This window comes from Streptomyces sp. NPDC046379 (assembly GCF_055587785.1).
On the sequence record NZ_JBVJFP010000027.1, the window covers coordinates 37,428 to 49,574 of the forward strand.

The 12,147-nt window shown below is 70.9% G+C and carries 8 protein-coding genes and 2 CRISPR repeat arrays (1 of these 10 cut by a window edge); all 8 genes read left to right on the forward strand.

Annotated features, from left to right (window positions below; genetic code table 11):
* Positions 1–394: a CRISPR direct-repeat array (repeat unit 29 nt; unit sequence CGGAACACCCCCGCGTCGGCGGGGAGGAC) (it extends 2,075 nt beyond the left edge of the window).
* 203 nt (positions 395–597) lie between these two features.
* The 8 genes from ACZ6KF_RS31645 (at position 598) to cas2e (ending at position 9,775) form a co-directional block, all read left to right on the forward strand.
* The gene (locus tag ACZ6KF_RS31645) at positions 598–3,432 is read left to right on the forward strand and encodes a CRISPR-associated endonuclease Cas3'' (RefSeq protein ID WP_469241547.1); all 2,835 of its coding nucleotides are present in this window, start codon (positions 598–600) and stop codon (positions 3,430–3,432) included.
* 160 nt (positions 3,433–3,592) lie between these two features.
* On the forward strand, positions 3,593–5,182 hold the full coding sequence (gene casA / locus ACZ6KF_RS31650) for a type I-E CRISPR-associated protein Cse1/CasA (protein ID WP_469241549.1): 1,590 nt from the start codon (positions 3,593–3,595) through the stop codon (positions 5,180–5,182).
* Positions 5,183–5,262: 80 nt separating this feature from the next.
* Complete coding sequence (gene casB / locus ACZ6KF_RS31655; RefSeq protein WP_469241531.1) at positions 5,263–5,892, forward strand: type I-E CRISPR-associated protein Cse2/CasB; 630 nt, start codon at positions 5,263–5,265, stop codon at positions 5,890–5,892.
* Positions 5,889–7,016, forward strand: coding sequence for a type I-E CRISPR-associated protein Cas7/Cse4/CasC (gene cas7e / locus ACZ6KF_RS31660; protein WP_469241533.1), 1,128 nt, complete (start codon positions 5,889–5,891; stop codon positions 7,014–7,016). The genes casB and cas7e overlap by 4 nt, the downstream gene beginning before the upstream one ends.
* Positions 7,013–7,804 carry a type I-E CRISPR-associated protein Cas5/CasD gene (cas5e, locus tag ACZ6KF_RS31665; RefSeq protein WP_469241535.1) on the forward strand — a complete coding sequence of 264 codons (792 nt, stop codon included), beginning with the start codon at positions 7,013–7,015 and terminating at the stop codon, positions 7,802–7,804. The genes cas7e and cas5e overlap by 4 nt, the downstream gene beginning before the upstream one ends.
* The gene (gene cas6e / locus ACZ6KF_RS31670) at positions 7,801–8,451 is read left to right on the forward strand and encodes a type I-E CRISPR-associated protein Cas6/Cse3/CasE (RefSeq protein ID WP_469241537.1); all 651 of its coding nucleotides are present in this window, start codon (positions 7,801–7,803) and stop codon (positions 8,449–8,451) included. The genes cas5e and cas6e overlap by 4 nt, the downstream gene beginning before the upstream one ends.
* 56 nt (positions 8,452–8,507) lie before the next feature.
* Positions 8,508–9,458, forward strand: a complete 951-nt coding sequence (gene cas1e / locus ACZ6KF_RS31675) for a type I-E CRISPR-associated endonuclease Cas1e (RefSeq protein ID WP_469241539.1) — start codon at positions 8,508–8,510, stop codon at positions 9,456–9,458.
* Positions 9,458–9,775, forward strand: coding sequence for a type I-E CRISPR-associated endoribonuclease Cas2e (cas2e, locus tag ACZ6KF_RS31680; RefSeq protein WP_469241541.1), 318 nt, complete (start codon positions 9,458–9,460; stop codon positions 9,773–9,775). Before cas1e ends, cas2e begins: the two co-directional genes overlap by 1 nt.
* Before the next feature lie 17 nt (positions 9,776–9,792).
* Positions 9,793–11,834: a CRISPR direct-repeat array (repeat unit 29 nt; unit sequence GTCCTCCCCGCCGACGTGGGGGTGTTCCG).
* Positions 11,835–12,147: the final 313 nt, after the last annotated feature.

Here is a 12,147-nt window from a genome sequence, read left to right on the forward strand (position 1 = left end):
GGAACACCCCCGCGTCGGCGGGGAGGACCGAGGCGTACATCGCCGCCACGATCAAGCGGACGGAACACCCCCGCGTCGGCGGGGAGGACTGGTGGCGCAGGATTCCAATCGCTACACAGCGCGGAACACCCCCGCGTCGGCGGGGAGGACTCCATGACCTGCTGCCGGTTGAGGATGACCACCGGAACACCCCCGCGTCGGCGGGGAGGACAGGTGATCGTATGCGCGCTTCGCTCGCTCCGCCGGAACACCCCCGCGTCGGCGGGGAGGACCCCTCGGTTGCCCGGTCGAGCGCCCGCGTCAACGGAACACCCCCGCGTCGGCGGGGAGGACGGCTGGTGTCGGCTGCACCTCGTACCACTCGTCGGAACACCCCCGCGTCGGCGGGGAGGACCCTTCCCGACCTGCACCTTAAGAAGGGCTTTGCTCATTCTTTGCCTTGATTCGGGCCTGGGGTCGGAGCGGGTGAATGTCCATGTCGTCACCCTATCGAGGGCTACACGGTTGCAGCGTCGTCTGTCGGTAGGGAGTGGTTGAATGCCAACTCCGGTGGTGCGGAGCGCACGCCGGTCGGGGCGAGGGATGGGGATGCTGGGGATGCGGGAAGCGCCGGATGAGTCGGTGTGGGGGAAATCGCGAGGGCTGGATCCGGCGTTGCCGCCGTATCCGCTGGTACGGCATCTCCTGGATGCTGCCGCGATGGCGCTGCATCTGTGGGACGCCTACTTGTCCGAGAACCAGCGTGTGTGGATCGCGGAGGGGATGGGGCTGGCCGGCGATCTGGAACGGGCAAGGAGGGTCGTCGGGTTATGCGCTGGGCTGCATGACATCGGCAAGGTGTCTGGGTTCCAGTTCTGCTCTTCGCACGGTAGCCAGTACCTCAGCGCGGAGCTGGGTGGCGACCGCACGAAGATGTGTTCGGAACGGTTCGGGCATGACGTGGCCGGCCTGCAGAGCGTGAAGACGGTGCTGGCTGATCTGGGCTTTGCCGCTGACGGGGAGCTGCGGGCGGCGGAGCGGCTGGCCGAGGTGATCGGCGGTCATCACGGGCGCTTCCACCGTCCTGAGGACGGCATTGCGCCGGCGTTTCTGGGTGGGGACGCCTGGGCGCGGCAGAGGATGGCGCACGCGGCGGCGGTGTACGAGGCGTTGGGGGAGCCGGAGGCGCCGGGCGTGTTCAAGGCGCCGGCTGCGGTGCTGGTGACGGGGGTGGTCATTCTTGCGGACTGGCTGGTGAGTCAGGAGGCGTATCTGCGGGCACGGCAGGGGGCGCTCGAGCCGGTGCTGGCGGATCACTTCAGGCGCTCTCAGGCGGATGCTCCCCGTCTGCTGGCGGATGCCGGTTTGGCGCGGGTGCAGTTGCAGCGCAAGGGGTTCGCCGAGGCGTACGGCATCGCGGGGGAGCCGAATCCGTTGCAGCGGTCCGTGATGGACGAGTTGCGGCAGGCGGTTGGAGAGGGGCGGCGTGGTGGGATTCTGCTGGTGACCGCGGCGCCGGGGGATGGGAAGAGTGAGACGGCGCTGGAGGCCGAGCGGGTTTTGTCGGAGGCTTTCGGCACGCAGGGGTATGCGTTCTTGCTGCCGACGATGGCCACCAGCGATCAGATGCACGGCCGGGTGGCGAAGACGTTGTTGCGTCAGTCCGGTGAGGACGCCGGGCTGACGCTGGTCCACAGTATGGCCTGGCTGAACAGTGCGTACGCCGACGAGGACCTGGTTGCGCAGAGCGTGCTGACCTGTGACGGTGACGAGGCTGGGGAGGGGAGCCGGCGGGCGGAGGCCGATATGCGGCCGCAGCAGTGGCTGCGTGGGCCCAAGCGGCCGCTGCTGGCGCAGTTCGCGGTGGGCACGATCGATCAGGCGTTGATGGCGGTTCTGCCGGTCCGGCACAACGCGTTGCGGTTGCTGGCCTTGTCGGGCAAGACGTTCATTGTCGACGAGGCCCATGCTTATGACCCGTACATGCAGGTGTTGTTGGGCCGGTTGCTGAACTGGCTCGGGGCGTACGGTGTGCCGGTCGTTCTGCTGTCGGCGACGTTGCCCGCCTCGATCAGTGACCGGCTGATCAAGGAGTATCTGCAGGGCGCCGGTCACAAGAAGGCGGTTTTGAGCGGGAGGACGTTCCCGGCGCCGTACCCGGGGTGGCTGTATGCGGACGGGGAGAGCGGGCGGACGACCCGGATCTCGTGTGCCCGTCAGGAGGAGCAGGCCTTGGTGCGGCCCTTGTCGCTCGGTGTGGCGGTGGAGCCGGTCGTCCACGGCTGCGGTGGCGGGGCGCGGGCGCGGCTGGGGGTGATCGAGCGGATCCTGGAGCCGGTGTACGAGGGGGAGGGGTACGGCACGGCGCTGGTGGTGTGCAACACCGTGGGGGACGCCCAGGAGACGTATCTGCGGCTCCGTGAGCGGTTCGACCAGCGTGCGCACGACGAGGGCGGGAGTGTGCAGTTGCTGCACGCCCGTTTTCCTGGGGACGTGCGCGAGGTGCGCACGCGAGAGGTCACCGATGGGCTGGGCCGCGGCGGTCCGCGGCCGGAGCGCAGGATCGTCGTGGCCACGCAGGTGGTGGAGCAGTCGCTCGATCTCGATGCGGACATCGTCGTCAGCGATCTCGCTCCGCTGTCGCTGCTGCTGCAGCGTGCGGGGCGGTGCTGGCGGCACGAGAACCACTGGGCCCGGCACGGCTACCCTGGTGGTCGCGGCCGTCCGGCCTGGGCGGGCGGGCCGCGCCTGGTAGTGCTGGACCCGCTGGCGGGCGGCGGGAAGGCGCCTGAGCAGTGGGGCGAGGTGTATTCCGGGCACTTCCTCGCCGCCACCTCCCGCGTTCTCGCGGGTATCGACGGCGGTGCCATCTCCGTGCCGGGCGGGGTGCAGGACCTGGTCGAGGCCGTGCACGGGGACAGCAGTGCCTTCGACTGGAACCGCCCGGGCGGCGACGAGGCGAAGGCCTGGACGGCGCATGCGGGTAAGGAGATGGCGGAACGCAGCATGGCCGGCCTGCTCGCCGTCCCGCGGGCGCGCAGCGTTTCCGCGCTGCACGACCTGCACGCTCTTCCTGGGGAAGAGGACGAGTGGGAGGTGGCCACGAGGCTCGGCGCGGACTCGGTGCGGCTGCTGTGCGTGTACGTCCAGGAGGACGGCCGGGTGACCCTGGACCTGAGGGGTGAGCGGCTGCTGCCCGAGAGCGGGCCGGGCGGCACGGTAGCGGCGCCGGCCGTGCGGGAGGTGATGCGCCGCACCCTCCCGATGCGCGCCGACTGGCTCAAGGATGCGGACCCCGACAGCGTCGCCCCGCCGCAGTCGTGGACCGGGCACCCGATGCTCTCGGAGCTTCGTGTTCTTCGGCAGCCCGTACAGGGAGGGAGCCCGCGGGCGGTGAAGGTCGGCGGCAAGACGCTCCGCCTGGATCAGGACTGTGGTCTGATTCGCCGCTGATACAGGTCCTTGCCTGCCGTTGACCCGAAAATCCGCATGCTCGGGCGCATTGTCAGTGACGGGTGCTTAGATGCCGGTACGACGCCAGAGCAAGGCTGCTGGGGGGCTTTGCCATGCCCGTGCGTCGTCTGCAACAAGGGCGTTGGAGGGGTTGTTGTCTGTGAGTGGGGGATTCGACCTGCGGGTCGAGCCGTGGATTCCCGTGCGCATGCTGACTGGGGAGTCGGCGCGTTTCGGCTTATGCGAGCTGTTCGAACGTGCGCACGAGATCGAGGATGTGGAGCTTCCGGTGCCGTCGGCGGCGGCCGGCCTGCTGCGGATCCTCGCGCCGATCGCGGCGAGGATCGCCGCCGATGGCGGGGATCGGCTCGATGACCCGGACGTCGCGGAGGACATCGAGGACTGGTTCGGTCTGCGCGGGCGGGTTTTGAAGGCCGGGCGGTTCGATCCGCAGGCGGTGGACGCCTACTTCGGCCGGGCAGATCTGGCGGGCCGGTTCGATCTGTTCCATCCCGAGCGTCCGTTCCTGCAGGACCCGAGGCTGCGCACGGAGTGCGTGGACGCGAAGGGGGCGCCGAACCCGTCCGGGGTGAACAAGCTGGTGATGGGCCGCCCCACCGGGATCAACGGAGCGGTGCTGTTCGGGCATTTCACCGACACCGCGCCCGTGCCGGTTCCGGCGGCGGAGGCCGCCTGGCATCTGATCGCCCAGTTGTACTACGGGCCGTCGGGGCAGTGCACGCCCCGACGGATCACCGATGAGCGGACCGGCAGCGGTGACGCGGCCCCGCTGCGCAAGTCCGTCTCCTACTTTCCGTGGGCGCCGGACCTGTTCACGACGCTGGTGCTGGCCGTGCCGAGCCCGCAGGCCGAGGTCGACTGGGAAACCGCCGACGCGTGCCCGTGGGAGGAGGATCTCAACGCCCCGCTGGGGCCGTTGCCGCCGGTGATGTGGCCGGGCCGGATGCTGACGGGGCGGTTCCGTCATGCCGCGCTGCTCGTGCCGTCCGAAGACAGCCGGACGGTGACCGACGCCTACCTCACCTGGTCGACGCACGAGCCGCCGCAGAAGGTGCGTGACCCGTATCAGATCCTCGACCGGCGCAAGGACGGGGACTTCCAGCCTCGGGAGGCCGACGGCGCCAGGGCCCTGTGGCGGGACCTCGACTCGCTGCTGCTGAAGGACAGCCGCCAGGACGCACTGCGCCCTCCGGTCCTCGAGCACCTGCCCGCCTGGCTGCTGCCGCGGCTGCGGGTGCGCGCCTACGGCTTCGACCAGGACGGCCAGCAGAAGGACAGCGTCTGGTTCCGGGCGACGAGTCCTCCAGTCCTGCAGTGGCAGGAGGAGAACGACCAGGAGATGGCCTACCACGTCAAGCGCTGCCACACCGCTGCGGAGGAGGCCGGCGACCGGCTGGACTTCGCGGCGAGGATCGCCTGGAAGATCGCTACCGACGCCGGTGTCGACCTGTCGCCGAAGGCCAAGATCAAGCTGGACGCCCGCAAACCCGGACCGTGGGCTGCTGCCGCGCTGACCTGTTACTGGCCGGCCGCGGAGCGGGAGTTCTGGCAGCTGACCGGTGCCGGCCCGAGCGGGAAGCAGGTCGGCAGGCCGTTCGTCGACGCGGCTCTCGCCGCTCTTGACGAGGCCATCGGCCAGGCCAACCGCGCGGACATCCGCGTGGCCCGGGCCCGTCACCGGGCGCGGAGCCTGCTCCTCGCACTGCTGCAGCGGCCCGCAGCCGGCTGAACGCGCCCGGCTGCGCCCGCGCCGACGCCGTCGGCTTTTCGTCACCTCACCCCCATTTCCCCGGTATCAGGGATGTCTTCATGACCGATTCCACTCCGGCGGCGCCTGCCCCGCCGGACTCCTCCAGCGTCCGCGTCTCGGACCGGTTCGTCGCCTACGTGCACCAGGTGTGCGAGTCCAATCAGGCCCGTGCCGCGCTGCGGCGCGGGCTCGGGCTGCCGGTGGAACGGTGCAACTACATGCACCGCTACCTGGTGCCGTGGCTGCGCGACCACGACGATCCGCACCACGGCGACGTCCGGCGGGCGTACTACGCGGTGGCGTCGCTGATCGCCGCGCGGCCCCGCTCGGCCCGCGACACCGCGCCCGGCGACAGCGCCTCCGGTTCCTGGTACGAGCGGCCCAACCTGGGCGCTTCGCTCGGCCAGGCCGTCGCCCAGGGCGTGCTGAAGGAGAACTCCGCCGAGAGCGCTCTGCACTTGATGGCCCGGCAGAGCAGCGACGCCGTCCATCCCGGTCTGCCCGCCCTGGTCCGCCAGCTCGCGGGCGGCGGCGTCACGGTCGACTGGGCGGTCCTCCTGGAGGACCTGGCCTGGTGGAACCGCAGCCGCGACCGCATCGCCACCCGCTGGCTCGAGAGCTACTTCCGCACCGCCGTCGGCGCGACCGACCCCGCTCACCCCGATTCCGCTGAGGAGAACGACCGATGACCCTGTACCTGGACCTGAGCGCTCTGCAGTCGGTGCCCGCCGCGAACCTCAACCGTGACGACCTCGGCTCGCCCAAGCAGGTGCGTTACGGCAACGCTTCGCGCATCAGGGTCTCGAGCCAGTCCTGGAAGCGGGTCATCCGGCTCGGCGTCGAGCAGGACCTGGGGGAGAAGGCCGCCCGCACCCGTCTGGTGCCGGCGAAGGTGCAACGCGCCCTCGAGAGCGCGGGCTGGCCGGCCGAGCTGGCCGCGTTCGCCGGGGCGCAGGTCGCCGCGAGCGCCGGGAAGAAGGGCATCGGCACGGAATCGGCCGGGCACACCTCGGTGCTGCTGTTCCTGCCGGAGGCGGCGATCGACGAGCTGGCCGCCGTGTGCGCCGAGCACCGCGATAAGCTGGAGGCGGCCCAGGGCAGGAAGAAGCCCGGCCAGGTCCTGCCGCCCGGAAGGATCGAGGCGATCCTCAAGCGGCGCACCGCCTCCATCGGCCTGCTGGGCCGCATGCTCGCCGAGCTCCCGGACGCCAACGTGGACGGGGCGGCCCAGGTCGCCCACGCGTTCACCACGCACGCCGCCGAGCCGCAGCGCGACTACTTCACCGCGGTCGACGACTGGCTGGGCGAGGCCGAGACCGGCAGCGGCCACCTCGACACCGCCGAGTTCAGCGCCGGCGTCTTCTACCGGTATGCGACCGTCAACGTCGCCGACCTGCTGAAGAATCTGGAAGGCGACGTCAAGGCCGCCCGGACCGTCCTCAGCTCCTTCGCCGAGCACTTCCTGCTCTCGCTGCCGCAGGCGAAGAAGAACAGCACCGCCCCGCACACCGTCCCGGACCTGGCCTACCTCGCCGTGCGGGAACACCGGCCGCTGTCCCTGGCCGCCGCCTTCGAGACCCCCGTCACCGGCGACCGGCAGGGCGGCTTCTCCCGGCCCTCCCGCCAGGCCCTCGACGCCTACGCCGGCAACCTCAACCGCCTCACCGGCCAGCGCAACCGCCGCTTCCACGGCCACACCGTCATCGACCCCGCCGAGCAGTACACCGGGCTCGGCGCCGCACACGACTCCTTCGACCAGCTCGTCGACGCCGCCGTCGAGGCCGCCGTGCCCACCGTGGAGGACCAGCAGTGAGCGGGCTCCTGCTCCGCCTGGCCGGCCCCCTGCAGTCCTGGGGCGAACGCTCCGCGTTCACCCCGGTGCGGGACACCGCGCCCTTCCCGACCCGCTCCGCACTGATCGGAATGTTCGCCGCGGCCGAAGGCATCGACCGCGAAGCAGCAGGCCTGGAGCGCTACCAGGACGTGCGGCTGACCGTGCGCGTGGACCGGCCGGGCGTCCGGCTCGTCGACTACCACACCGTCGGCGGCGGATTCCCCAAGGACCGCACCGCCGCCACCAGCGGCGGAAGCAACAAAGGCGCCGCCGTCATCACCCGCCGCCACTACCTGTCCGACGCCGTGTTCGTCGTCGCCGTCACCGCCGCCGACGAGCTCCTCCAACGCCTGGCGGACGCCCTCAGCCGCCCGCACTGGGCGCCCTACCTGGGCCGCCGCTCCTGCGTCCCCGACGAGCCGTTCCTGCTGCGCCGCCACGTCGACGACCCCGAGGAAGAACTCCGCACCCGCGTGCCGCTCAGCCGCCCCGCACCGAAGACGGGGAACAGCAGCGGCCAAGCCGAGACGATCGCCGTGGAATTCCTCTTCGAGCAACCGCCGCCCGCCGGCGAACCCGGACACGGCGCGCCGGCCGACGTAATCGATGTGAACGACACGCCGGTCAGCTTCGCCCGGCACGGCCGCAGCCACACCGGCCGCCGCATCCACCGCACCCGGCTCCCGGTGCCCCGCTCCCTCGCCGGCCCCCCGGAGACCCTGATGCAGCGCCTGATCGACTACGCCCACCTCGAGGAAAGCGCATGAACGACCACCCGGTGCTCGCCCGCATCCGCCTCAACCCGTACAGCCGCGAGGTGCAGCGGGACCTGCGCGACGCCACCGAGATGCACCGCACCGTCATGCGGATGGCGCCCGACGGCCTCGGCGACGCCCCCCGCCACAAGGCCGGGCTGCTGTACCGGCTGGACGAGACCGACACCTCCGGCATGCTCCTCGTGCAAGCCGCCACGCTCGACCCGGCACGCCTGCCCGCCGGATACGGAGAAGCAGACGTCAAAAGCCTCGCTCCGATGTTCACCGCCCTACGCAAAGGGCTCGGCGTCCGCTACCGCATCGTCGTCAACCCCGCCAAACGGGAGCGGCTGTCCCAGCAGGAGAAGGGCAAACGCGGACGCATCATGCCGCTCTCCGGCGCGGACGCCGATCAGTGGTGGCTGCGCCGCGCCGCCGAATCCGGCCTCGCCCTGCACGTCCTGACCCCCACCAGTCTCGAGCCGACCCGCCCCCGCGGCCGGGACGCCGCCGGCATGCGGCACAGCCTGCTCCGCTACGACGGCACCGCCACCGTCACCGACCCCGACGCCCTCCGCGAAGCCGTCGTCCACGGCATCGGACGCGCCAAATCCTACGGCGCGGGCCTGCTCAGCCTGGCCCCGGCAAGAACCGCGTGAGCGCGCCCCGACGGGGCGGCGATGCGCGCAGGCGCCTCGCCGCCCCCACCCTTGCCATGCTTCCCCGCGTCGCGGACTCCCTGTCCTTCCTCTACCTGGACATGGTCCGCGTCGTGCAGGACGACACCGGAGTGTGCGCGCAGATCCAGGTTGACGAGCACCGTACCGACCTCGTCTACATCCCCACCGCCGCCCTGTCCTGCCTGCTCCTGGGCCCCGGCGTCTCCATCACCACCCCGGCCCTGACCACCCTCGCCCGCCACGGCACCAGCGTCGTCTGCGTCGGAGCCGGCGCGGTCCGCGCCTACGCGGGCATCCTCCCGGACTCCCTCACCACCCACTGGCTCGAACAGCAGGTCGCGACATGGGCCGACCCGGCCCGGCGCCTGGAGGTCGCGGTGCGCATGTACCGGATGCGTTTCAAGGACGCCGACGTACCGGACTCCGTCACCCTGGACCAACTGCGCGGCATGGAAGGCCAGCGCATGAAGGCCTACTACAAAATCCTCGCCCAGCAGCACGGCATCGGACGCTTCCGCCGCAACTACCGCCCCGACCAATGGGAAGCCCAAGACCCCGTCAACCTCGCCCTGTCCGCCGCAAACACCTGCCTGTACGGCGTCGTCCACGCCGTTCTGCTCGCCCTCGGCCTCTCGCCTGCACTCGGCTACGTCCATGCCGGCACCCAGCATGCTTTCGTCTACGACATCGCCGACCTCTACAAGACCGACGTCACCCTCCCCCTGGCCTTCGCCCTCCACAACTCCGACAACCCCGAGCAGGAAGCCCGCCGCCGCTTCCGCGAAGACCTCCGGCTCCTACGCCTCCTGCCCCGCATCGTCCAGGACGTCCAGTCCCTGCTCACCCCGCCCCACGCCGACGCAACGACAGCCGACGACGCCGGCGAGGAAAACTCCGAACGACGCGACGTGCGCATGGTCCACCTCTGGGACCCCAAGACCGGAGTACTGCCGGCAGGGGTCAACTACGCCGAAGGAGGCGGCTGATGCCCTCCATGCTCGTCATCGCCACCACCGCCGTCCCAGACCACCTGCGCGGCGCCCTCAGCCGATGGACCAGCGAAGTAGTCCCCGGCATCTTCATCGGCAGCGTCTCAGCCCGCGTCCGCGACGAACTCTGGAACGCAGTCACCGAAGTAGTGGGCAACGGCGCCGCCGTCCTCGTCCACCCCGCCGCCACCGAACAGGGCTACGCCATCCGAACCGCAGGAACCCGCCGCCGCATCCCAGCCGACTTCGACGGCCTCACCCTGATCCGCATGACCGCCGCACCAAAGGTAAAGGAAATGCAAAGCCCTTCTTAAGCTGCAGGTCGGGAAGGGTCCTCCCCGCCGACGTGGGGGTGTTCCGCAGCTTAAGAAGCCGCTGGAGGAGTGGCAGAAGTCCTCCCCGCCGACGTGGGGGTGTTCCGGTGCGGCGCAACGCCGACCCGGTCGCGCAGACGTCCTCCCCGCCGACGTGGGGGTGTTCCGTCAGTTGTTCGCGGTGCTGCGGCGCGGGCCGAGTCCTCCCCGCCGACGTGGGGGTGTTCCGGCGTCCATGGTGGAGTGAATGGCGGGGTATGCGTCCTCCCCGCCGACGTGGGGGTGTTCCGGTCGACCGGAAGACCTGCGTGCAAGTCCGCGAGTCCTCCCCGCCGACGTGGGGGTGTTCCCCGGGCACCATGGCGTTCAGCGTCCCAGCGATGTCCTCCCCGCCGACGTGGGGGTGTTCCGGGTATGCAGATCGGCGGCGACCACTTCGAGACGTCCTCCCCGCCGACGTGGGGGTGTTCCATGCTGGGCCCGATCAGCGGGTGGCAGCTCTACGTCCTCCCCGCCGACGTGGGGGTGTTCCGCTCGTCCCAGTGCCCGGAGGGCAAAAGAACCTGTCCTCCCCGCCGACGTGGGGGTGTTCCGGCCGGCTGCCGGTCGCGCACTGCACGGGCTGCGTCCTCCCCGCCGACGTGGGGGTGTTCCGTTTGAACGCAAAAAACGCAACGTGATTCAGCCGTCCTCCCCGCCGACGTGGGGGTGTTCCGTTCCCGCAGCGTCAGCGTCACATAGCCGGCGTGTCCTCCCCGCCGACGTGGGGGTGTTCCGCTCGACGACGTCGACAAGGCGCAGGTCGCCGTGTCCTCCCCGCCGACGTGGGGGTGTTCCGCAGACCTACAGCGAGGTCACCTTCACCAAGCGGTCCTCCCCGCCGACGTGGGGGTGTTCCGGCTTACGTCGACCACGCCCTCAGCCGCCACCCGTCCTCCCCGCCGACGTGGGGGTGTTCCGCGGCGGATGCACTCGTCACGCAGCTTGATGGCGTCCTCCCCGCCGACGTGGGGGTGTTCCGCCGGCGCGACGAAGGGCGGTGACTTCGTTGGGGTCCTCCCCGCCGACGTGGGGGTGTTCCGAGCGTGGTGTTCGCCCCCGCAGTCCACCCGCTGTCCTCCCCGCCGACGTGGGGGTGTTCCGCCGCCGAGCGCGACCTCACCACCAACGACTACGTCCTCCCCGCCGACGTGGGGGTGTTCCGCCGCGACGCTGCGGCAGCACATGGAGACCGAGGTCCTCCCCGCCGACGTGGGGGTGTTCCGCTGTGGCGGCCCTTCGGCGCGTCTTGGGGTAGGTCCTCCCCGCCGACGTGGGGGTGTTCCGTTGAGTTCGGCCATGGGGCGGCTCCCGTGGTTGTCCTCCCCGCCGACGTGGGGGTGTTCCGACGATTCCGTGAACGCGTACCTCGCCGGCTGCGTCCTCCCCGCCGACGTGGGGGTGTTCCGCCGCTTCGCGGTCGGCTCCGCCGAGCCTGGCAGTCCTCCCCGCCGACGTGGGGGTGTTCCGCCCACGTCTCCTCATAGCCCTGCACGATCAGCGTCCTCCCCGCCGACGTGGGGGTGTTCCGGCCGCATCCGGTCACGCCAAGGCCGCGCGGGCGTCCTCCCCGCCGACGTGGGGGTGTTCCGCCCGTTCCCGGGTCTCCTCGAGGGCGTGCCAGGTCCTCCCCGCCGACGTGGGGGTGTTCCGAGTCCGGCAGCGCGCGCCTCCGTGAGGGACCCGTCCTCCCCGCCGACGTGGGGGTGTTCCGTAGAAGCAAGAGGCAACGTGGCGCATTATCAGGTCCTCCCCGCCGACGTGGGGGTGTTCCGGAGGCGTAATGGCCGGCCCGGACCTGGATATCGTCCTCCCCGCCGACGTGGGGGTGTTCCGATCAAGGGCCAGTTCCTGCGCGGTGTGTCCGTGTCCTCCCCGCCGACGTGGGGGTGTTCCGCACTGTAACCGCCCGTGGCTGGAGGCCACCGGGTCCTCCCCGCCGACGTGGGGGTGTTCCGGCGGAGGAGTCGCCGGCGGTCGAGGGTGAGTCGTCCTCCCCGCCGACGCGGGGGTGTTCCGGTGACTTTTGAGCAGCCCTACGCGCCGGTGGCCGTCCTCCCCACCGACGTGGGGGGTGTTCCAATCAGTCCTTCCCGCTCGTGCGGTTGCCGGCGGTCCTCCCCGCCGACGTGGGGGTGTTCCGTCGGGCGGCCCTTCGGCGCGTTCATGGGGTCAGTCCTCCCCGCCGACGCGGGGGTGTTCCGCTGCTCCTGTGACAGCCTCCGCGCGCGTCGCAGTCCCCCGTTATCTTCTTCGCGGTCCTGCAAGAGGGCCGCTGGCCTCCGGGCCCGGCATGACTGTTGCCCCCTGTCGAACGGATGACCTGGGGGGTG

What these genes read in the sequence shown, in the direction of transcription:
- ACZ6KF_RS31645 (WP_469241547.1), top strand. Translation starts at nt 598, where the DNA reads ATGCGGGAAGCGCCGGATGAGTCGGTGTGGGGGAAATCGCGAGGGCTG.
- casB (WP_469241531.1), top strand. Translation starts at nt 5,263, where the DNA reads ATGACCGATTCCACTCCGGCGGCGCCTGCCCCGCCGGACTCCTCCAGC.
- cas7e (WP_469241533.1), top strand. Translation starts at nt 5,889, where the DNA reads ATGACCCTGTACCTGGACCTGAGCGCTCTGCAGTCGGTGCCCGCCGCG.
- cas6e (WP_469241537.1), top strand. Translation starts at nt 7,801, where the DNA reads ATGAACGACCACCCGGTGCTCGCCCGCATCCGCCTCAACCCGTACAGC.
- cas1e (WP_469241539.1), top strand. Translation starts at nt 8,508, where the DNA reads ATGCTTCCCCGCGTCGCGGACTCCCTGTCCTTCCTCTACCTGGACATG.
- cas2e (WP_469241541.1), top strand. Translation starts at nt 9,458, where the DNA reads ATGCCCTCCATGCTCGTCATCGCCACCACCGCCGTCCCAGACCACCTG.